This window comes from Lysinibacillus sp. GW247-5R2A, assembly GCF_059424475.1.
The window spans coordinates 223,247-246,023 of the sequence record NZ_JBWKZL010000008.1; the positions used below are offsets into that span (position 1 = coordinate 223,247).

Annotated in this window: 22 protein-coding genes; 8 read left to right on the forward strand and 14 right to left on the reverse strand. The window is 36.4% G+C overall.

Features of this window, described 5'->3' with window-relative positions; all coding sequences use genetic code 11:
• Window positions 1-94: 94 nt before the first annotated feature.
• Together AC07YC_RS14175 and AC07YC_RS14180 are read right to left on the reverse strand one after the other, a co-directional pair.
• A complete protein-coding gene (locus AC07YC_RS14175) occupies window positions 95-1,207 on the reverse strand; it encodes a DUF4179 domain-containing protein (protein WP_336635685.1) in 1,113 nt (370 codons plus the stop codon).
• Window positions 1,179-1,763 (reverse strand): RNA polymerase sigma factor, encoded by a 585-nt coding sequence (locus AC07YC_RS14180; RefSeq protein WP_494919702.1) that lies wholly within the window; start codon window positions 1,761-1,763, stop codon window positions 1,179-1,181. Before AC07YC_RS14180 ends, AC07YC_RS14175 begins: the two co-directional genes overlap by 29 nt.
• Before the next feature lie 221 nt (window positions 1,764-1,984).
• Between AC07YC_RS14180 and AC07YC_RS14185 the strand changes: the two genes are divergently transcribed.
• Both AC07YC_RS14185 and AC07YC_RS14190 read left to right on the forward strand, forming a co-directional pair.
• Window positions 1,985-2,767 carry an ABC transporter ATP-binding protein gene (locus tag AC07YC_RS14185; protein ID WP_336635687.1) on the forward strand — a complete coding sequence of 261 codons (783 nt, stop codon included), beginning with the start codon at window positions 1,985-1,987 and terminating at the stop codon, window positions 2,765-2,767.
• Entirely contained in the window at window positions 2,764-4,377 is a 1,614-nt protein-coding gene (locus AC07YC_RS14190) for a hypothetical protein (protein WP_494919703.1), read from the forward strand. Before AC07YC_RS14185 ends, AC07YC_RS14190 begins: the two co-directional genes overlap by 4 nt.
• A gap of 46 nt (window positions 4,378-4,423) precedes the next feature.
• On the opposite strand, the gene AC07YC_RS14195 is transcribed toward AC07YC_RS14190, so the two are convergent.
• From AC07YC_RS14195 to AC07YC_RS14235, 9 genes are all read right to left on the reverse strand, one after another.
• Window positions 4,424-5,038, reverse strand: coding sequence for an ABC-2 transporter permease (locus AC07YC_RS14195; RefSeq protein WP_494919704.1), 615 nt, complete (start codon window positions 5,036-5,038; stop codon window positions 4,424-4,426).
• A 4-nt stretch (window positions 5,039-5,042) separates the two neighbouring features.
• The gene (locus tag AC07YC_RS14200) at window positions 5,043-5,900 is read right to left on the reverse strand and encodes an ABC transporter ATP-binding protein (RefSeq protein WP_336635690.1); all 858 of its coding nucleotides are present in this window, start codon (window positions 5,898-5,900) and stop codon (window positions 5,043-5,045) included.
• Window positions 5,901-6,278: a GntR family transcriptional regulator gene (locus AC07YC_RS14205; RefSeq protein WP_336635691.1), complete on the reverse strand. Its 378-nt coding sequence runs from the start codon at window positions 6,276-6,278 to the stop codon at window positions 5,901-5,903.
• 259 nt (window positions 6,279-6,537) lie between these two features.
• Window positions 6,538-6,963 carry a MarR family winged helix-turn-helix transcriptional regulator gene (locus tag AC07YC_RS14210; protein WP_336635692.1) on the reverse strand — a complete coding sequence of 142 codons (426 nt, stop codon included), beginning with the start codon at window positions 6,961-6,963 and terminating at the stop codon, window positions 6,538-6,540.
• Window positions 6,953-7,231, reverse strand: coding sequence for a transporter suffix domain-containing protein (locus AC07YC_RS14215; protein WP_494919705.1), 279 nt, complete (start codon window positions 7,229-7,231; stop codon window positions 6,953-6,955). Before AC07YC_RS14215 ends, AC07YC_RS14210 begins: the two co-directional genes overlap by 11 nt.
• A gap of 148 nt (window positions 7,232-7,379) precedes the next feature.
• Window positions 7,380-9,026, reverse strand: a complete 1,647-nt coding sequence (locus AC07YC_RS14220; RefSeq protein ID WP_494919706.1) for a DUF4179 domain-containing protein — start codon at window positions 9,024-9,026, stop codon at window positions 7,380-7,382.
• On the reverse strand, window positions 9,013-9,546 hold the full coding sequence (locus AC07YC_RS14225) for an RNA polymerase sigma factor (RefSeq protein ID WP_494919707.1): 534 nt from the start codon (window positions 9,544-9,546) through the stop codon (window positions 9,013-9,015). Before AC07YC_RS14225 ends, AC07YC_RS14220 begins: the two co-directional genes overlap by 14 nt.
• 355 nt (window positions 9,547-9,901) lie before the next feature.
• Complete coding sequence (locus AC07YC_RS14230) at window positions 9,902-11,263, reverse strand: TraB/GumN family protein (RefSeq protein ID WP_494919708.1); 1,362 nt, start codon at window positions 11,261-11,263, stop codon at window positions 9,902-9,904.
• Window positions 11,264-11,457: 194 nt separating this feature from the next.
• Window positions 11,458-12,150 (reverse strand): stalk domain-containing protein, encoded by a 693-nt coding sequence (locus AC07YC_RS14235; protein WP_336635697.1) that lies wholly within the window; start codon window positions 12,148-12,150, stop codon window positions 11,458-11,460.
• Window positions 12,151-12,448: 298 nt separating this feature from the next.
• On the opposite strand from AC07YC_RS14235, the gene AC07YC_RS14240 reads away from it, so the two are divergent.
• From AC07YC_RS14240 to AC07YC_RS14260, 5 genes are all read left to right on the forward strand, one after another.
• Complete coding sequence (locus AC07YC_RS14240; protein ID WP_494919709.1) at window positions 12,449-13,054, forward strand: TetR/AcrR family transcriptional regulator; 606 nt, start codon at window positions 12,449-12,451, stop codon at window positions 13,052-13,054.
• A 127-nt stretch (window positions 13,055-13,181) separates the two neighbouring features.
• The gene (locus tag AC07YC_RS14245) at window positions 13,182-13,838 is read left to right on the forward strand and encodes a DJ-1/PfpI family protein (RefSeq protein WP_446936225.1); all 657 of its coding nucleotides are present in this window, start codon (window positions 13,182-13,184) and stop codon (window positions 13,836-13,838) included.
• A 142-nt stretch (window positions 13,839-13,980) separates the two neighbouring features.
• Window positions 13,981-15,585 (forward strand): AraC family transcriptional regulator, encoded by a 1,605-nt coding sequence (locus tag AC07YC_RS14250; protein WP_494919710.1) that lies wholly within the window; start codon window positions 13,981-13,983, stop codon window positions 15,583-15,585.
• Between the two features lie 98 nt (window positions 15,586-15,683).
• Window positions 15,684-16,661: an ABC transporter substrate-binding protein gene (locus tag AC07YC_RS14255; protein ID WP_274992695.1), complete on the forward strand. Its 978-nt coding sequence runs from the start codon at window positions 15,684-15,686 to the stop codon at window positions 16,659-16,661.
• The gene (locus AC07YC_RS14260) at window positions 16,662-17,708 is read left to right on the forward strand and encodes an NAD(P)/FAD-dependent oxidoreductase (protein WP_171365955.1); all 1,047 of its coding nucleotides are present in this window, start codon (window positions 16,662-16,664) and stop codon (window positions 17,706-17,708) included. It abuts the gene before it with no gap.
• Between the two features lie 431 nt (window positions 17,709-18,139).
• Here AC07YC_RS14260 and glmS read toward each other — a convergent pair whose 3' ends face one another.
• Entirely contained in the window at window positions 18,140-19,942 is a 1,803-nt protein-coding gene (glmS, locus tag AC07YC_RS14265) for a glutamine--fructose-6-phosphate transaminase (isomerizing) (RefSeq protein ID WP_036121520.1), read from the reverse strand.
• 556 nt (window positions 19,943-20,498) lie between these two features.
• Here glmS and AC07YC_RS14270 point away from each other — a divergent pair.
• Window positions 20,499-20,663, forward strand: coding sequence for a hypothetical protein (locus tag AC07YC_RS14270; protein ID WP_494919711.1), 165 nt, complete (start codon window positions 20,499-20,501; stop codon window positions 20,661-20,663).
• 51 nt (window positions 20,664-20,714) lie between these two features.
• Here the strand turns inward: AC07YC_RS14270 and AC07YC_RS14275 are convergent, their stop codons facing one another.
• Together AC07YC_RS14275 and glmM are read right to left on the reverse strand one after the other, a co-directional pair.
• The gene (locus AC07YC_RS14275) at window positions 20,715-21,230 is read right to left on the reverse strand and encodes a type 1 glutamine amidotransferase domain-containing protein (protein ID WP_494919712.1); all 516 of its coding nucleotides are present in this window, start codon (window positions 21,228-21,230) and stop codon (window positions 20,715-20,717) included.
• A 131-nt stretch (window positions 21,231-21,361) separates the two neighbouring features.
• On the reverse strand, window positions 21,362-22,714 hold the full coding sequence (gene glmM / locus AC07YC_RS14280; RefSeq protein WP_336635708.1) for a phosphoglucosamine mutase: 1,353 nt from the start codon (window positions 22,712-22,714) through the stop codon (window positions 21,362-21,364).
• Between the last annotated feature and the right edge of the window lie 63 nt (window positions 22,715-22,777).

Genomic DNA, 22,777 nt, shown 5'->3' on the forward strand with positions numbered 1-22,777 from the left:
CATTATATAGGAGAGGATACATACCCAGCTAGTTTCAAAATAACCAATATACTCCATTTATTCAAAAAAAGCGCTTCTCACTTATAAGTTTTTATTACTTTACTGATAGTGTCACTTCTAGTTCAGGAATATATTGGATGATCGGTTCATTATTCTCATCCATTTGAAAGCTTCCTTTTGGATGCTCCTTAAAAAGATGGATATAAGGCTTGATCGTTATGGATGCTGGTACAGATTCAAAAGGAGTAAAGCGATGATCCATAATTTTTTCACTTCCATTGGTCTCATGCCAACCATTCCCACTAATTAGTGCAAGTTTACGCCCTTGCTCATCAAAAATATCTATCCCCATTGTTAACCATGGCTCAATAAAAGTGGAGTTGTCTGTCAATATGGTTCTCGTCGTTATATTGGTTGTAATAGGGGTAATCTTGACCTGTTCAACTGTAAAATAAATATTATTATAATGTCGATTTACATTTGGCTGTAAAGTCACATAGTCTGCAATTTTATTTTTCACAGGAATATCAATCTTTAAAGGAGCCTGTATGCCTGTAATAGTTGCATATACTGTTAAATCGAATTGCTCCGGGAAAGGTCGTCCTCCCTGATTGCTCTTATCCGAAAACTCAATTATTGTAGAATCCTTATCTTTTCCTGGGTGTAGAAAGATCCCAATATGATTCGACTCACTAGGAGCAAAATCATCGATAGGTGTTCCATTAATAAACAATTCAATATTGCCGAGGCGCTCCATTAATGTCTCCGTTTCACTAGCTGTTCGAGGTCGCTCTACCCCAATCGAGACACGTGTACCATCATACGCTACCTCCGATACACTTAATGTAAATCCATCGTGACTGACACTTGCATTAGGTTTCGTTGAAAGCCCCTTTTCATCAGCTGTTTTCAGACCAAGATCACCAGCTAGACTGAAAATAGAGGATAATACAGGAACTTGTTTTATGGTTGCTGCCATTGTAGGTGAAATGAAGGGCGTGATTAGTAGCAAGCATACGATTACGGTAGCCATAGCCTTCACTATCAACACATTATGAGGCTTCTTTTTATGGGTAATCAATTTTTTAGAATCATGGTCATATTTATACATAACACGGTCAACTAAATCAATTTCTACAGGCGTTTCTCGGATGTACTTCTTTAGCTTGTTCAATTCATCATCCTTCAGTTTTGATCGAACGCTCATAATATCCCCTCCCTTGCTTTTTTTCTTTCAACAATTTTTTTCGTAATCGTTCATATTTTTTGCGTACAGTAGCTGGTTTCAAATCCATGATAGAGGCAATTTCATCAAAGCTATACTCTTCAATAGATCGAAGTAATAAAATTCTTTTTTCATCCACATTTAATTTCTCTAATAACTGATGAATCGAATCCTCGTAATGATAGGATCCATATGCTTGCTCGACCATTTGCTCCTTTTTAAACCCTGTCCAAAATCTAAAGCCCTTATTTTTCTTCTTCAGTAGGTCGATACAATGATGATGAGCAATTTTATAGAGCCACGCTGAAAATGACACTGAGTAAGAGAATTGGCGAATATTCTCTAAACCTTTTATAAAAACATCCTGTGAGGCATCTTCAGCTTCTTCTTTGTTTCCTAATAGGTAGTAACAGTAAAGATAGATTTGTTTTTGGAAGCACCGTATGATTTCCGTGTAGGCATGAGTATCCCCTGCCTGAACTTGTTTAACTACCTCTTTTATTAGTAACGTTTCCTCTGTTTTAGTTGATATAGTCACAAGCTTCCCTCCTCTCTATCTGTATAACTAAATTCACTACCGTTTTGTGACAGCAAAAGAATAAAAATTGGTGTTATAATATATAATTTCTTAATTTAATAACCCTTCCCCAACCACATGGCATTGAACTGGTTTCATTTTACCAAAAGGAATATATTTTCTTTTTAAATGTTATAGTGTATTAATGGATATTTTTTCTATAATTATGGAGGTGCACTGAAATGGAAGACATTTTAACGATTACAAATTTAACAAAAAGTTATGGAAACAAGGAAATATTAAAAGGAATAAACCTCCATGCAACTAGAGGAGAAATTATCGGATATATTGGTCCAAATGGTGCTGGTAAAAGCACGACTGTTAAAATAATTTTGGGGCTTGAAGGTGATTATGGTGGCGAGATTAAGCTCTTTGGTGAAAGCATTGGGCAAGATCAAATAGACTATAAGCGGAGAATTGGTTACGTTCCAGAAATCGCTGATGTTTATGACAACTTAACAGGTTATGAATATTTAACCTTTATCGGTCAGTTATATGGGCTAGAGCTAGAGGAGGCAGCTGACAAATCGAAATCGCTCATGGAGTTGTTTGGAGTGGGTGAGGCATACCATTCTAGAATTTCCTCGTACTCAAAGGGCATGCGACAAAAACTATTAATCATTGCTAGTCTTATACATAATCCAGACCTATTATTTTTAGATGAACCGATCAATGGCTTAGATGCAAACAGTGTAATGATTTTTAAAGAAATTTTAACGCAGCTCGCAGCCAATGGAAAAACAATATTTTACTCATCTCATATTATGGATGTCGTCGAAAAAATCAGTAGCCGCATCATCCTGCTATATGACGGCAACATAGCAGCGGACGGAACTTTTGCCCAATTACAAGCTGGTAACACGGAAGGAACGCTAGAAAGGATCTTTAATCAGTTAACAGGATTTCATGAGCATCAGGAAATTGGTGAGAAATTTGTAGCCATCGTTCGAGGAGTACAATCATGACAGATTTTAAAACACTCCAATTGCTTGATTTATTCCGCTGGCTCTTTGTAAGAATTGGTATTGATTATGACCTAATGAGAAAAATCCTTCATATCAAATTAACAATGGATGAACGTAAAGTACCCACACTATTTAATCAGAACAAAAAGAAGAACAATCAAAAATATGGCTATATTAAATCGCTATGGATTTATGTTTTATTCGGCCTTATACTAATCCCACTCATGGGATTTGGTCAAAACTTTTTATTTCAAATGAGTATTGCGTTTGCCATGATCATTTTTTTAATTATGACTTCATTGATTTCTGACTTTTCCTCAGTACTCTTAGATGTACGAGACAAAAGCATACTATCAACTAAGCCGATTTCCGCTAGAACTATTAACGCAGCAAAATTTATGCATATTTTCATTTACTTGTTCTATTTAACAATTGCCTTAACAGGCATCCCTTTACTCGTCAGCCTTTTTACGCAAGGAATTGTATTTTTCCTTTTAACCGTTCTAGAGATTATATTCATTAATTTATTTATTGTAGCGATCACTGCCATTTTATATATTGCCATTTTACGCTTCTTTGATGGTGAAAAGCTGAAGGATATGATCAACTATGTACAAATTGCCTTATCGTTAATGCTCATGATCGGCTATCAGGTTCTGATTCGCTCCTTTGAATTCGTTAATTTGGATATGACGGTGTCATTTCATTGGTGGAGTCTCTTCCTAATACCGATGTGGTTCGCTGCACCCTTTAACTTATTACTAAATGGGGATACTTCGTTATTAACAGTACTATACAGCATCTTTGCTGTAATCATACCGCTACTTTCGATTGGGTTATATATTAAACTCATCCCAACCTTTGAACGTAACCTTCAAAAGCTATTAAGTACAAGTAAATCAAAAAAAGAGAAGAACAATCGACTGAAGGTCCTTTTATTAACGCTGCTATGTAGAACACATGAAGAAAGAGCATTTTTTCGTTTCGCCTCTCTTATGATGAAGCAAGAGCGCGAGTTTAAGCTCAAAGTTTACCCTTCTTTAGGTTTTTCATTTATTATCCCATTTATTTTTATATTTACCTTTAGCGGATCCGAAAAAATGGATTACGCTACTAGTACGAGCTACTTAAATATTTATTTTAGTATGATGATTATTCCAGCTGCTGTACTTTTACTTGGTCATTCGGCTAAATTTAAAGCGGCGTGGATTTACAAAATACTTCCGTTAAAAGATTATACGAATTTACAAAAAGGCAGTTTAAAGGCATTTTTAATCAAATTATATGTCCCATTGTTTTTAGTGCTAAGTTTGGTCTTTAGCTATATATACGGTATTCGAATTATCCCCGACCTACTAGTAGTTTTAGTGACAAGCTGGATATATACACTGTTTTGTTTCGTAACGATCAGCAATAAAATACCTTTTACCAAACCATATGATGAGGTTGGAGATGTTCAAGGCTGGAAAACTTTTTTATTGTTTATCCCTATAGCTATTTTGGCAGGTCTACACTATTTAATTGCCAGTCAAATAGCATTCGGACCTACTATTTATTTCATAGTGCTTTTTTTCATCAACATGCTTGTATGGAAATTGGCTTTCAAATGACAAAAACGGCTCGAGTCCCAACTTATATGGGACCGGCCGTTTTCTTTTAAAACGCCTTGCGCTTATAAATCCTTACCGAGAGCATCCATGAGCCTATATAGAGTACAACGATTAGTAATGAGATAATAAGGTATAGTTGTAGTTCCTGTACAGTCATGAAATTTTGTACAACGGTTCTTATTTGTTTATTTAAGTTAGGGACAAAATAATTAATGATTACCATATAAACTCCAAATAATCCCATGATAGCAATAGTTAAATACTTTGTTTTGAATTTATAGGACATCGGTAAAATAAACGAAATGACAATCATAACGAGGCCCATAATCAGTACTATTTCTTTCCATAATACAGCAACCTGATTCCCATTTAAAAGAAAGTCGAACAAATACGTAAGGAACATAAAGAGCCCTGTAAAAATTAAAGCTCCAATATATTTTGAACTAACAATTTCTTTTCTTGTATACGGTAATGAGTTAAGTAAAATATTTGCATTATCTTTTTCATCATTCGAAAAAGCACTTAAAACAAATACGATACTATATATAAATACTATATATACAGACGGAACATTGACTATTAAATAAAGGATAATAGTTGCTATGTAGAATAGTAGGATGTTTTTTTGAATTAAAATATCTTTTAAAATAAGGTTCAACATATCCTTACCACCCTTTCTTTGTATAATACATAATGTCTTCAAGCGTAGGCTTTTCAACCACCACTGTATCGCCAAATATAGTAGCTGCTCGATGTTTATTAGCCGTTAATGCTTCAAAGCCTCTGTTTGTTTTACGAAGGGCGACGAATTCCTGCTCCGTTTCACGATCTAATAAATCCAAGCTTCCTTTAACAATAGCGTATTCCTCTTGAATTTTATAAAACTCCTTTGTGAAAATATGCTCGCCATTATGAATAAACGTTATATAATCTGCGATGCGATCTAAATCTGTCGTAATATGTGTGGAGAAAAATATAGTTTTGTCTCCATCTTGCATTAACTCATGTAAAATATTGAGTAATTCTCTGCGAAAAATCGGGTCGAGCCCCGACGTTGGTTCATCCATGATGATTAATTCAGCATGATGTGCTAACGCGATGGCTAAGGATGCTTTCATCTTCATCCCTTTAGAAAAGGTCTTCATATTTTTGTTCAAGGGTAGCTCAAACTGTTCCACATAATGCTGAAATGCCTTGTCATCCCATCTTCTATAGGCAGGTTTAATAATCTTTTTCATATCCTTGAGTGTGATATTTTCATAAAAGATATTCTCATCATAAACAAAACCGATACGTTCTTTTATTTCTTTTTCATGTTTCTTATAACTTTTACCGAAAATAGAAATAGTCCCACTATCCTGCTGCAATAAATTCATAATCATTTTAATGGTCGTTGATTTTCCTGCACCATTCCCTCCAATAAACCCTGTGACAAACCCTTTTTTAACATGGATTGAAAAATCCTTTATTTGAAAACCATTAAAGGACTTTTGTATATGCTGTAATTCAATAACATTTTCCATTTATTCATCCTCCGTATACAATAAAGTAAGCATAGCCTTTAACTCTGCTAAACTAATATCCATTTCCTTCGCATTTTGAATCGCCACCAACAATTTTTCCTCAATGGCCTTCATTTTTCTTTCCTTCATCATTTCTGAATTTTGTTCAGAGATAAATGATCCTTTCCCAACAATAGAATAAATAAATCCATTTTTTTCAAGCTCTTCATATGCCCTTTTCGTTGTAATGACACTAATCTCTAAATCTTTGGCAAGTTGGCGCATGGAAGGCAATGGCTGCCCCTCTTCTAATTGCCCTGTTAAAATTAGCTTTTTAATCTGAGCATATATCTGCTCATAAATAGGCTCTTTAGAACTGTTCGAAATAATAATTTGCATGCAAATACCTCTTTTAAAATATTGTATATATACTTTATATACAATATATACACATAGATACAAATATGCAAGTGAAATTTTCCTTTTTGTAAAATAAAAATAAAAGCATATAGCCAAATGAATGACTACATGCCTTTTCAATTTAAAATTTAAATGCAACTACTTCTTCCTTACCGCTTTGCATATTTTTTATTTTATACATATTTTGCGTGACCTCATCTTCTCCTAGGACGATAACATGTGGTGTATTTAGAAAATTTTATAAAAGTACATTTTTTAATTTTTCTAGTACCTCTAACACATTCACCAATTCCTCATCCGATAGATGTGCTTGATATTTTTCAGTGATTTCTTGATTAAACGCTTCACCTTCCTGCTTATACAGCAAACCTTTCTCACCTAATTCAATCGAATAGCCACGCTTATCATCGGCATGCTGCCTTTTTATAATATAGCCATCCTTTTCAAGCTTTGCTATCTGCTGGCTCACGGCACTTTTGGTAATCGTCATTTTCTCGGCTATTTCTGATGGTGAAATGGAAGGATGACGAATCACTAATGCCAATAGAACCGCTTGCTGATTATTTAAATTGAACTTCGTATAGTCTCTTTCCATTTTCTCAAGAACAATCCAAATATCTTCAATTGTATGATTAATTTGCTCTGCTACATTGTTAGTCTTCATTTTTTTGAGTATCACCTTTTTCACGCCATTTTTTAGGATTAAGATAGCTTTTAAATTTGTTAGCTACTTCTTTCCCGACAAGTAAAGCGCCCAACCAAAATAAGATTTCAGCTACAATGATGCTGCCTGGAATAATACCTGCTTTTACTTTCGTAGGAATAGGTGTGAATGGTGTAATAATTGGAATTAACCACAACGAAAGTGAAAAAATAATAATCCCGATACCCAATTTATAGGAAATGGACTTTTGTTTTTCGATAGAGGGCATACAATGATTCTCCTATTTAATAATTTAGTTAAGTTAACTTAACTATATGTTAAATATTATTGTAAGTAAAGCAATTATGGACATAATGAGTAAAAAAGCCCATCTATTTGAGTTTTGATTGTCCAAATAGATGGGTTAATTTGCATCCTTATTCTCCTATTATTAGAGGTATACGGAGTTCTTCATCAGGTTGTTGCGTTGTATAATTATAAATATAAATATCAAGCTCTTTCTCCTCAAAATTTTTATATTCATCCATTCGCTTATTATTATTATCACCAAGTATACCTGCAAATATTGGCATACCATAGTTTCGATCTTTATGATCAAGATAATAGGTCTGAGTGACACCGCCAAATGTAGGATCCGAGCTAAAGGATTCAATATAAAGATTATTGTCCTTCATGTAGTATGTCCATGTAATTGGATATTCTCCAACCATCGACGTTTTACTTTGAGGTTTCTCTGTTATATCAGTTAAGCGTATCGGTTGTAAATCACCATCTACTATATCAACACGATGTTTAGCAACCAATGTCATTGTTTTATCCACCAACGAGGAAACATCTACCCCCGTCAGTTCAAAACGGAGCTCTGTTTTATAAGGATCGTTTTCTTCATCCCATCTACCTCCCTCTAAAGGTACTCCCCCAATATTTAGCTGATAATCTTTGTAAGGAATATGTGCATACTTCTCTTTATGTTTCAGTATTAAACGTACTTGTGTTGGTGTAACTTTGATTTCATGAATAACTGTTCCATCAGGTGCATTTTCTAATGGAATATTAACAACTTTTTTAAAAGATCCTTTTTTCAATTTTTCCTTGGACAAATTCATATCAATACTCCAAGTATTTTCTGTAATACTTAATGTATGTTCGTATGTTAGATTGAACTGTGTCCCTTTCGCCCGTAAACTTTCTGAGGAGAAAATTTGCTGACTAAAGTATTTACCTGTAGCTCCTGGTGTTCCAAAGACTGGTGTCCCCACGTCTTGAATAGGCTGGTTCTTATCATTGACTGCTTGGATACGCAACCATTTATCCTTCATGTTTGAATCTGTAAACGTAACAGCCGAGTGAAGCATTACTTTTCCCTCTGGTTGCTCAAATATTTGTAATGTGACATTATCAATTCCATCCTTTTGAATGGCGAAATGCTGCGTATTAAAATCATTAGGATTATAACTAATAAATTGCTCCTCATCACCTATCGCATAAATATTCTTTATTGAAAAATTAATATCTGATAGTTGATCCTCTGCAACCCAGTCTGTCTCGAAATATCCTTGGAATAGACCAAGATCTTCATTCCATTGATGTACATAATTCCCTTTAATCAAATCACCCTCAAAGTTTTCAAATCCAATTTGATCAAATCTAATATTATTTCCATCCCAAGTGGCATCAGGCTTCAAACTATATAGAAGGAAAGTTCTATTATCATCAATAAATGCTGTGTGTACCGTTAACGTAAATCCGTCCTTCGTAATGGATTGCTCAATCGTCTGGCCTAAGCCTTGTGCTAATGCTGATTGAATACCCGCTCTATATGAAAGGATGTTTGTCCAATCATAATTTAGGGCTGCATAAACTGGTGTGGCCATTAGCGCGACAGCTAGTCCAGCCACCAAAGCGAATTTCTTTCTTCTGCGGGGGCGTTGTTCAATCGTTTCACCCTCAGCAAACTTTAACTCATCTTGTTCAATAGAGCTCCACATTTGTTCAAAATCAGGATATACCATATTATGATCTGCCTTCATCCCTTTTTTCAGCTTCTGTTCAGTGCGTTCCAAATTGATTCTCTCCCTTCAACCATAGATGTTGATTTTGTTCCAATTTTTTGCGCATTATTTTTAATGCTTTATGCAGCCTCGACTTTACTGTACCTACAGGAATTTTTAACGCTTCTGCGATTTCTACTAACGACAATTCACCGATAAAACGAAGAGTAACAACGGCCATAAGCTTTTCTGGCAGCTGCTTAAGCAATTCCTCCCATTCCTCCCCAGCTACCTTCTCCATTACAATTGTGTCTACAGACTTAACCAATGCCGTATTCTGCTCATGAAGAAGTTGAACCTGACCTTGTTTTTTCAATTGAGCTTGCTTTCTTTTTAACAAATTTAAGCATTGGTTCATCGCAATGCGCATAATCCAAGCACGTATATGCTCAATGCTTTTCCAATCCTGACGGAACACGGTGACAAATACATCATGGCAGAGATCCTCTGCATCCTGTGCATTTCTTAGCATGTAGTAACAGGTACGGTATACATCCTTATTGTATGAATCAAATAATTCTCGTTCTGTCAATCTGAGTCACTCCTTTCTGACTGTTCTACTTTATAAACAAATGACTACTAGAAATGGTTCATCTTTTTTAGAGCTTCCTTGGTATGTAATTCAATTAAAAACCTCAAAATGAAAACAGATGGCATTAGAGAGGTCCATTATAGGACATCTAAACCATCTGTTTTTAGCTTGTAGACAGCAATAAGCAGTGACATCATGGGGTCTAGAAATTTTTGTTCCTTCATATTTTCACTGATCACGGTAGTTATTTTACAAAAAAAGTATATCTTAAGATAATGATAGCTAGCGATGAATATCGGTGCAACTAAAAATGACAACCCTAGCTACGTTCATAGCTTTGGGTTGCCTTAAATTTTTATTGGTAAAACGGCTTTACATCGTATCCGTTTTGCTCCAAATGATAGCGAATGTTTTTATCTACTAGGAAATGTCCTGATCCCACAACAACAAAGTACTTTCCTTTTTTCTCTTCAAGAACATTCATGATTTTCTTAGCCATTTGCTCATCACGTAAGCCGAAAAGCATTTCATTGAACTCAGATGATGGTCCCTCCATTGCTTGGAAGCTTTTTGCGAATTCTTCCACATTCCCTTGCTGCCAGCTTGTAAACCATTCTTGAAGAATTTCGGATTGATTTTCTTCAGATGGATTGATGATATTATCCAGCACAGCGACTAATGACTGCTCCTGTGCCTCTGGTGACAATGCATCAAACATATCTACCTGCGCTCTTGTACCCTCTAATTCAATCACTGGTTTTTGCTGCAACTGTGCGTTCAATAAAAAGTATATATCAATCCCGTGCATTGTCATTTCTTGTGGTGTCATTCCAAAGGAATCGTCCATTGCCAGCATTGATAATGCACTAGAAAGCATCCATGGCTTTTGTGCTGCTAGTTCTTCCATAGGAAGATTGTAAAGCTTTGCGACTTGTTCTAACTTCGCATATGTTTCTGGTGCAACAGTATCTTTTATTGTTTTGCCGTCTGTATACATTGCTTTTTCTGCATAGTATTCGAGTGCTTTCGCATCCAGGATATTCGCCTCTACTAAAAGCGCATCTGATTCATTGAATGCCTTTACTAGTTTATTATTGAATGGATATAATTCAGGTGTTCCTAGATGTATGGAACCTAGTAAGTATACAAGTGTATCCTCATCCTGAACAACCCAAGCTACTCCGTTCGATCCTTGCTCTGCTAGCGCATATGTACTCTGAATGAAACGCACAGCCAATATTACAGCCTGTTGAGTCGTTGCCTTGCTCTCCAGCTGTAATCCGTTGGCAGAGCCTTGTAATATACGATGCTCTTTCATAAATTGAATAGGATCTTTACCAACCGGTAAATCATAACGCGCTACAATATTATATAAACGTTTTACAATATCCCCACGTGTGTTATCATTCTTCACACTCACTGGTTTATATTGTTTGTTTTCATCTAAACCTAGTGAAGCAATTTTCTTTTCTGTTAACGCTAATAATTCATTTACTTTATCTATCGAAATTTCTTGAAGGAAACCATCGAAATACCATTCCATTGGAAAGATTCCGTATTTTTCACCCTCATTTAATGTTTCTATGGCCCACTCACTAATTGATGGTGTTAAAGGTAGTGACTGCTCCTCCGCATGGATCACAGGTACAACCGTTGTCAACATCAATGAAGCCCCAAGCAAAATAGCGCTTGTACGTTTCATTATCTTTTTCATCATAAGATTTTCTCTCCCTTTTTCTACTTCCTTACCTATAACGTTTGAAATTATACCATAAATAGATCAACTATTTTATACGTAAATGTGAAAAAATTTACAAAAATGTATTGACTTTAATTATGTCGGAATAGTTATTTCATCCCATTAAATAAGACGATGACACTCGTTCTTGTCATCGCCTTTTAATGTTAAGCTTATCGAGTAAATTTAGGATCCAAAATACCTAAACCACTGCCTTCAATTTCAAACTTCACTTTTGAAGCACCTTCTAAATTTACATTAACCTTTACCTTATCTTTTATCGATCCGCTATCATAAATCAATTTATTATCTGCGTAAATTTTCATATAGCCTATGCCGAAAGAACCTGCCGTTAGCTTTTTAACAGGCGCTAAGTATGTTTCAAATGATTTATATTTTCCATTAGCCATGTATTCAACTGTATGATCTTGTACAGCCCCACCGCCGTGATAGCCACCTAGCTGATAGGATTGTTCAAACTTTTCTCCAGTACTAATAACGATAGAGCTTGGGTTATGGAAGAAATGATCTTCATCACTCCCAATAGGCTTTACATCTTTTAAAGAGATGAAGGTTGGAGCCTCACCAATATAAACGGATTTTGATTTACCATCCCATGTCACCTTTTTCCCTAATGACTCAGCAATAAAACGCATCGGCACATAAGTAGTTCCTTCATAAATAAAGCCAGATTGACCCTCTTTTGGCTTTTTCTCAACCTTATCTACATAGTAATGAATCGTATCTTGAGAAACATTGATCTTTTTCAAACTGCTTGCTGCCTCTGTCGTTGAAAGGTAGGTAAAGGTTAAACCTCCTAATATAAAAAAGCCTAAATAACTCGTAATGATCAGTAGTTTTTTCATAGAGCACACTCCTTAATATATTTATATGTAATTATACCAAAAATTTCATATAAATATTTCAATATATTGTTTAAAATAGAAAAAAATCCTGCAACTCATATAGTAAGTTAAAATTGACACAAATCACGCATACTTTCTTTTGAGCATACCCAAGATAATTTTAATTTCTCTATGCGATGAAAAATTTATATTGTAGGATATCCTTGCCTTTACTATTAATGTTTTTCTAGACACAGACTTTTCATTTTCAACATTGTGCTATACTGATTTTATCTTTGTGCAAAATGGAGGAAATTCAATGAATAAAGAAGATCAAATACGTGATCTTATTATCCAAACTTCTCTAAGTTTATTTAATAAAAAAGGTTACAACCAAACTTCTATTCAAGATATTATGACTGCCACGGCATTACCTAAAGGTGCCATTTATAGACGTTTTGAAAATAAAAATGACATAGCCATTGCTTCCTTCACCTATTCTATGAAGATTATTTGGGATCATTATTTTGAAGCAATAAAGTCTAAAATAACAGCGACAGATAAAATCATTGCTATGTTTGAGGTTTATCATGATGCAGTTCATACCCCACCAGTTGATGGTGGATGTCCGCTACTGAATACAGCCATTGAAAGTGATGATGGATTCCCAGAACTACATGAGTTAGCTGCTAATGCACATAAAGAAACCCTACTTTTTTTACAATCAATCATTGAAGAAGGAATACATGCCAAAGAATTTAGCCAGCATGTAAATGCTCCTTCCCTAGCATCTTTTTTATTCTCTACTTTAGAGGGTGCTGTCATGTCTAGTCGTTTAGCTTTAAATAACGATCATATGAATCATAGTATTGAACAGATCACATACCTTTTACAACAGTCCGCACCAAAGAACCAAGAGGTTTAAAATACAAGACCTCTTGGTTTTCACCGAAATGTAAAAATAATATTGTTGAAAAAAAATGCATTTGCGTTTAAGATTATCTTGCGGACCGGACGGTTCGGTCCTAATATGTTTTAAAGGAGAGATAGTTTTGGAAATAGCAATTTTACTTTACGATGGGATTACAGCTTTGGACGCAATTGGTCCATACGAGGTATTTGCAGCTACACAGCAATGTCATGTGAAATTTGTTGCTAAAGATAAAGGAATGATTAAACTAGATTCAAAAATGGGCTTTTTGCATGCAGACTATAGCTTTTCTGACATAACTTCTGCCGATATTCTTATTGTTCCTGGCTGTAGTCCACCTAACTTCAAAAATCCAATGAATGATGAAACAACCCTCAATTGGATTCGTAACATACACCAAACAACCAAATGGACAACATCTGTGTGCAATGGCTCTCTTATTTTAAGTGCAGCTGGTCTATTAAAAGGAATGAAGGCAACTAGTCACTGGGGTTCCTTTGATATCCTACAATCCCTTGGAACTATTCCAACAGATGAAAGAGTTGTGCGCCAAAATAAAATGGTCACAGCAGCTGGCGTCTCTTCTGGCATTGATATGGCTCTACAATTAGTTGCATGGGAATTTGGTGACGACCTTAGTATGGGAGTTCAGTTAATACTGGAATATGACCCACAGCCCCCATTTGATACAGGCTCTGTGCAAAAAGCACCTCAGCCTTTAGTTGAAGATATAAAAAAAATGCTTCATGCATTTTCAGAGAAAGAGCCTGATCTGTAAACTCACCTGTTAAACACCTCCTTAACACAGAGGTGTTTTCGTCATAATTTCTATGTTATTCATTTTGCTCTTACCGTTTTATGACGTCTGTTGTGACATTCCGTAGTATACTTTTATCACAACAAACTAAAGGAGTACATAAATGCTTGATTCTAATCCTAATTGGCTGGCACATTGCACAGAAATAAAAGATTTAGCCAAATCATTATTTCAAAAATCGACGATACATCTTGATCGTGCGGCTCTGTTATTGATTACGGATGGCCAAACCACTCTATCTATTAATGGACACAATGAGCATATTGTATTTGGGCATTTAATCGCCCTTGAAAATGATGCCGTTATCCAACTTACACATACAAATCGACTTGATTTTTCAGGTTATTTAATTAGCTTTGAACTATATGATACAGAAGTCAAATCAACCTGTAATTGGTCTATCAATACAACAAATGGTTACTATATTCACCGAGTGCCTGAAACGGTCATCGCAGATATTCGTATATCGCTCGTTATAAATACGGATCATCTCCATATCACTATTAAACAATTTATTTTATACAGCTTGTTGAAAGAATTACAACAAGAGAGACCAATAGATGAATACACGCTGGAACAAAGAATGAAACATACCGTTATTTATATGCAAAAGAAATATAATCAAATGATGACAAGAGATGAATTGGCAGCTATCGCTGGATATAGTCCATGGTATTATTCAAGAAAATTCATTGAGTTATATGATAAGACACCGATAGCTTATTTAATTAGTTATCGTATTTTCCGCGCACAGGAAATGCTATTAACAACAGAGGAGTTATCACAAAATATCGCAAAAAAAGTGGGCTTTGAAGATGTGCAAAACTTTAGCCGACAGTTTAAACGTATTGTTGGTCGCCCACCTAAGCAATACAAAAAGACCGTTAGTGAATATCGTGTTTGCTTTCTCTCACCTGCACATGCAGAAATTGCGATAGCATTAGGTGTTGTACCTAATTGTGTTACTGTAACTAACTCCCTAACTCCAAAGTATCAACAACTTCTTTTTCATAAAGTTGGTACAACCATTTTAGAAATGCCTCAATATGTGATTCAGCAGGACATAATTGTACAACAACAACCCGATTTAATTATTGGTGTCGACTTAACAGAGGAGACAAAACAGCAGTTCCAAACTATCGCCCCTGTTATCACTGGACTAACCTATGATCTACATTCACTCATTCGTTATTTTGGTAAATTGTTTAATAAAGAGAAGGAAGCTGCACAAATCATTCGCGAACTTACTACATATGTAGAGATTCTAAAAAATAAAATACAACATCATATAGTAAAAGATGCTACTGTCCTATATTTACGTGTGGAGGAGCTAGGTTACCGCTATCTCGGTGAATCTTCTAGTGACTCGGCTATCCTCTTATATCAGGAACTAGGCTTGCAAATGCCTGAAGGATTGCGCGCGAATGCAAACAGTTTCAACATATGTTCCTTACAACAATTAGTGGCTGCCAACCCTACATACTTATTTATTGAAAAACGCATTATGGACTATTATACTGCCGACTTAAGCCTAGCTACTTTACAAAATAGTGAGCAGTGGGCAAATTTAGATGCGGTGAAAAATAACCGTGTTTTTTATGTGGATACTGGTTTATGGATTAACAATTGTAGTGTATTTGGCAAAAGGGAAATTATGCAACAGATTGAACAAGCGATTTTAGGGAGTGTTTGCTCTAGAACACAATAATCCAATTTTTAAGGCACTTTACGCCATAGTAGGGTTTAACATTACCTGTTATTATTTGATAGTGATAATCATTATCAAATAATAAGGAGCAATAATCCATGAAAAAAATGATACCCTATATACTTTTTATACTAGTTGCTTTAGCTTTAGTTGCTTGCTCAAGTACTAACAAAGAAAGCGGAAATGAAGAAAAGGATCCAAAAGAAAAAAGCGAGCCTACAACACGTGTTATAAAAGATGCCTACGGTGATGTCACTATCCCAAACGAGCCTAAAAATATATTAGTTCTTAGTTCTAACTATGCTGAAAACCTAATTGAAATCGGTGTAACGCCTCAAATGGTGACAGTCGTTGAAGAAATTGAACCTGAATACCGCTTTAAATTATTCGATGACAACCATGTTAAAATTATTCCAACTGTGCAATATGAAGACAATTTAGAAGTTATTCTTCAAGCAGCACCAGATGTCATTATTGCTCAAGGCGCAGCTATTGATGCTAAAAAATATGAAGCATTAAGTAAAATTGCCCCTACGGTAGCTGTTGAAGCCGGTGTTGCAATAGATGAATATGTACCTGTGCTTGGTGAACTGTTCAATAAAGAAAAAGAAGCAGAGCTAGCTCTACAGAAGTATAGAGACAAAATAGCAGATACGAAAGAGAAACTACATCAGGCTATAGGTGACGAAAAAATTCTTGTATTGCGTGTAGAACAAAATCAATATCGTGTGTTAGGCACTGAAAAGGGTAGTCCTGGTAGTGACATGTTATATACACAACTGGGATTAAGTATTCCAACTAAGCTGAAGGATCATCATGATTGGTTCACGCCTATTTCCTTAGAAGTTTTACCTGAGATTGACGCAGACCATATTTTTGTTGAACAACGTCAAATGCAAAATTATAGTAGTGAACAATCCATGAAGGATTTAGAGAATAGCCCAATGTGGCAAGGAATGGATGCCGTGAAGGCAGGCAATGTTTACCCATTAAAAACAGCTGATTACGTTGTAGGTGAAGGTTTAGTTGGCTCTCCATTATTCCTTGATTATTTAGTTGAAAGGTTGGTGCGTTAAATGCAACAAGAAATTTATGATGTAATTATTATCGGTGGAGGCCCAGCAGGCATGTATGCTGCCTTTTACAGTGGCATGCGTGAAATGAAAACAAAAATTATCGAAGTAAAGCATGAACTAGGTGGATTTATGCGTACCTATCCCGAGAAATTAGTTTGGGACGTCGGGGGTATTGAGCCTGTTCGATGTGAAGAAATCATTCATTCCTTAATCAAGCAAGCGACGACATTTAATCCAACAATCGTCTTTGGTCAAGAAATTGTTGGCATGGAAAAACGCGATGATGGCATTTTTGTCTTAACAGCAAAAACAGGCGAGAAACATTATACAAAAACGATTATTCTAGCTACAGGACGAGGCATTACACGCATTCAGAAATTAACGGTAGAAGGCGCTGACCGCTATGAACTAAACAACCTTCATTATACAGTAACGAACATAAATAGATTTAAAGATAAACGTGTACTCATCTCTGGTGGAGGCGACTCAGCTGTAGATTGGGCAATTGAAATGGCTCCTATCGCCAAAGAAGTGTATGTCGTGCATAGACGTGATGACTTTAGTGCCTTTGAATCTTCTGTAACGCGCATGAAGTCTATCGTCACTACCTTTGTTCCCTATACGGTTTCTCGTTTACATGGTAATGGTAATAAAATCGAGCATGTCACATTACAGCATGTTCATTCAGATGATACAACAAATATTGAAGTAGACGAAGTACTTGTCAATCACGGGTTTGACCGAAACTTTGGTGGCGCCATTATGGATTGGGGCTTAGCTTCTGAAGAATGGGGCATTTCCGTTACACCAAAAATGTGCACTAGTATCCCCGGCATCTTTGGCGCAGGCGATATTGTAACGAACGAAGGGAAAATAAGACTGATTGCAGGCGCATTTAATGACGCGGTCCTCGCTGTAAATAGCGCCAAATTATACATTGACCCTACAGAAGCAAAAATGGCGGGCGTTTCTTCCCACAACGACCGCTTCGCTGAAAAAAATGAAGCGCTACAACAAAAGAATAAAGCTGTAACTACACATAGGTGATCAGTTACTATCTTCCCTGTTAGTTATAATCTAATGGGGATTTTTATTGAAGATATCTATGGAATTACAGTCCACTATACAGCTGTCAAAGGCTATAAAAAGAGCTGGGTCCCCTTGCTTCTATACTTACGAATTATTTTAAAAAATCTTTAATACAGCGATGATTTTTACGGTATGAGCTGGTTTCCTTCAGCTGCCCTAATATCTTGTCTGTTAGAACAAACCAAATATAAAGTAATTAACAACTATATTCATGAAACTGACTACAATATTTTTCGAAAATATTTACAAAACTCTTTAAAATTTCATTTACGATAATTGTAAAAAACTCGACCCATGGTTAATGGATCGAGTTTTAATTTCGATATTTTATTTCAGCTTATACAGCCTTTGAGTGGCATAAACTGAATTTTTTTGTCCCGAATGAATAATTACTCCACCGTCACCGATTTAGCTAAGTTACGTGGTTTATCCACATCACAACGTCGGTGGAGTGCAGCATAGTAGCTGATTAACTGTAATGGCACTACTGATACAAGTGGCGTTAGGTATTCGTGAACATGCGGAATGACTAAACGGTCTCCATCCTCATCGATACCAGCCATTGCAATAATACATGGATATGCACCACGCGCAGCGACTTCTTTCACGTTACCACGGATGTTTAGCCCAACTGATGCCTGTGTAACAAGTGCAAATACTGGTGTACCTTCTTCAATTAAAGCAATTGTTCCGTGTTTAAGCTCACCGCCAGCAAATCCTTCTGCTTGGATATAAGAGATTTCTTTTAGCTTTAAGGCCCCTTCAAGGCTCACATAGAAGTCCATATTACGGCCAATGAAGAATGCGTTACGCGCAATTTTTAAGTAGTCCTCTGCGATGTCTTCTAATACTTCTTTTGAGTCAATCATTGTTTGGATACCGTTTGCGGCAATCGCAAGCTCTTGTTTTAAATCAAATTCTAAGCCTGTGCCATTTGCTTTTGCTGTTACGTATGCTGCTAAAGCAAGAACAGCAACTTGCGCCACATATGCTTTTGTAGAAGCTACCGCAATTTCTGGACCTGCATGTAATAACAATGTGTGGTCAGCTTCTCGTGACAGAGTTGAGCCAGGAACATTTGTAATCGTTAGTGTTGGGTAGCCAAGCTCTTTAATTTTTACTAGTACCTGACGGCTGTCTGCTGTTTCACCTGATTGTGTAATAAAGATAAATAAAGGTCTTTCTGAAAGTAATGGCATATTATAGCCAAATTCACTAGAAATATGAACTTCTACTGGAATACCAGCCATTTTTTCGAAATATTGTTTACCAATAAGGCCTGCATGATAGCTAGTGCCCGCCGCAATAATATATAAACGATCTGCAGCTCGCAATGCTTCTAAGATTTCTGTATCTATTGTTAGATCGCCATTGTCACCCTCATACGCTTGAATAATTTTGCGAATGACTGTAGGCTGCTCATCCATTTCTTTTAACATATAATGAGGATATGTCCCCTTTTCAATGTCGCTCATATCAAGCTCTGCTGTATATGGAGCACGTTCAACTACAGAACCATCTAGTTTTGTAATTTCAACGCTAGCTTTGTGAACAATTACAACCTCTTTGTCGTGAAGCTCTACATATTGATCTGTCACTTGCAGCATAGCCATTGCATCTGAAGCAACAACATTGAAGCCTTCACCAATTCCAACTAAAAGTGGGGATTTATTTTTCGCTACAAAGATTGTATCTGCAGCTTCTGCATCTAATAATGCAAGCGCATATGAACCATGTAGTAAAGATAATGTTTTACGGAAAGCATCTGCTGTGCTTAAACCTTCCTTTACAAACAATTCTACTAATTGCACGATAACCTCTGTATCTGTATCAGATTTCATCGGAATGCCTTTTAAATACGTTTTTTGTAATAGATGATAGTTTTCAATTACCCCATTGTGCACAAGCGTAAAACGCCCTGATGCACTTTGATGCGGGTGAGCATTTAAACGATTTGGTACACCATGTGTTGCCCAACGTGTATGACCAATACCAATTTTAGCAGCAACATCTTCATCTACCGCTCCTCGTAAGTCTGCGATACGTCCTTTTTCTTTAAAAACAGTTACGCCTTCTTCATTACGTACTGCAATACCTGCTGAATCATAACCACGGTATTCTAGTTTCTCTAAGCCTTTTAATAAAATTTCCTTTGCATCTGATTCACCAATATATCCTACAATTCCACACATAAATTCTCGTCCTCCGATATTGTCAATTTAACGCAATGACAAAGTAGACCTCATCTATCGAATTTTTAGAATGGACAAGCATGCTTTATTTTTATATAAAATAAAACACTCCCGTACATGCAATCAAATCATTCAGCCATCTGAATGGAGCATTCGATATGTGAAGTTTTCTACTATTCATCTATTGCTTTACAATACCTTCTCCATTTCCTGTACATTCAATCGCTCAAATGCTTTCAAAATGAAAAATGACAATCGGGTATGTCGATCGGGAGGTATCCGCCGAATTTTCGATAAACCTCCACCTCGTCTGCTGAAGATCCATTTCGTCCAATTTCTTCAGCTCAGGCGCTATAATTGTTTTCCGATTTTACGCTATCTTTCCTCCTTCTGCGTCCGTTAAAGAACAAGGTCGGACCTCGTCTTCAACTTCTCCATCATACTCAATCATATGCTATCCGTCAAACTTTCGTTATAAAAAATACCTAGTACTCTTGCTTTTTCGTGACAAATATGTAGACAAACAATTGTTGGTGGAGGCGAATTTGTTGAGTATGTGAGTGAAGTGCTCAAAGAAGTTTTAAAGGAGATCGTATTAGAAATCATTAATCGTTGTACAATTTACGGGTTTGAAATTGTCAAACAACGTACGGTTATGGACTTTGAGTGTATAGCAGAAGGCATATTGATCTTGGTCCGATTACAAATGTGCTCATCATAATCCCTAAAATATAGCAAAAGACACAAGCCTAAACAGCTTGTGCCCTTTTTATTATTTACTAGCTAATAAATTTACTATTTCTCTATTAAAGGCAGGTAGGTCATCTGGTGTTCTACTTGTTACTAGTTGCTTTTGACAGACGAATACTTCTTCATCGTGGAATTTTGCCCCTGCATTTTCTAAATCTACTTGGATGGATTTATAACCCGTGGCGTCACGACCATTTAGTGTTTTTGCCGTAATTAGTAGCTGCGGTCCATGACAAATGGCAAAGGTTGGTTTCATATCATCCATAAAGGATTTTACAAATGCCACTACTCGATCATCGGCGCGTAAGATATCTGGAGAAAAACCACCAGGTATAAACAGTGCATCAAAATCAGTGGCCTTTACCTCATCAATGCCTCTATCAATTTTTACTGTTTCCCCATGTTTTCCTTTTACTTCTTTTCCTGCCTCTGTATCAATTGTTACTAGCTGATGTCCAGCCGCTTCTAAAGCTTCCTTAGGACTTGTAAATTCACTATCCTCGAACATATCGGTAATAACTGTAGCAATTTTAGCCATATCTATCAAACACTCCTTGTTTATTGTGACTCCCTTTTACTGTTCCCCATCTTTTCTATTTCAAACATCCATTTCAACAAGAAAAAACTCGATTTCCTAAAAATAGAAATCGAGTTCATGTTCTATATTTACTATTCTGTTAAGCCCATTTCTGCACGTACAACATTTGCAATACGCTCAACAAAACGCTCACAATCTGTTTCTGTAGCAGCTTCCACCATTACACGAACAAGTGGCTCAGTACCTGAAGGACGTACTAAAACACGGCCATTTCCTGCCATTTCCGCTTCTACCTCTGCAATCACAGCAGCCACTTTCGTATTTTCAGTCACTGCATGCTTGTCTGTTACACGAACATTGACAAGACGCTGAGGATAGATTTTCATTTCAGCAGCAAGCTCTGATAGCTTCTTACCTGTTGCTTTCATAATGTCGACAAGCTGAATACCTGTTAGTAGACCATCACCTGTTGTATTAAAATCTAAGAAAACAATATGCCCTGATTGTTCGCCACCTAAATTGTAATCATGAGCACGCATTTCCTCTACAACATAACGATCTCCTACTGCCGTTTGTATACTTTGCATACCGTTATCTTCGACAGCCTTATAGAAGCCCATATTGCTCATAACAGTTGAAACAATTGTTTGCTTCTTTAAACGACCAACTGCATTTAAATATTTTCCAATAATAAACATAATTTGATCGCCATCAACAATTTTACCGTTTTCATCTACAGCAATTAAACGGTCACCGTCTCCATCAAATGCGAGACCAACATCTGCATTCTTTTCCAATACAAACTTAGCTAGTCCCTCAGGATGCGTTGAACCTACACCATCATTAATATTTAGACCAGTTGGAGAAGCACCCATTGTAGAAATGTCAGCCTCTAGATCCGCAAAAAGATGCGTCGCTAATGAGGAGGTAGCACCATGTGCACAGTCTAAAGCTACATGGATACCATCAAATTCTTCATCCACTGTTTGCTTTAAGTATTGAATATATTTTTGTCCACCTTCGAAATAGTCACTTACAGATCCTAAATCTGCCCCTATTGGACGTGGTAATGTATCCTCTTGAGCATCAAGTAAAACTTCAATTTCCTCTTCTTGTGCATCTGTTAGTTTAAACCCATCTGGACCGAAGAATTTGATGCCATTGTCCGCTACTGGGTTATGCGAAGCTGAAATCATGACGCCTGCATCTGCGCTCATAATGCGAGTAAGGTATGCCACACCTGGTGTTGAAATAATTCCAAGACGCATTACTTCTACCCCAATTGATAAGAGACCAGCAACAAGTGCACCTTCCAGCATCTCGCCTGAAATACGTGTGTCACGACCGATTAAAACCTTAGGACGGTCAGTTGCATCCTTCGTTAACACATAGCCACCTATACGGCCAAGTTTAAATGCAAATTCCGGTGTTAGTTCACTATTGGCGACGCCACGGACGCCATCTGTTCCAAAATATTTACCCATTCTACTTATTCTCTCCTTCAATGCAAGACTGTGTCATATTCATCCATAGACACTTGTCCGCTT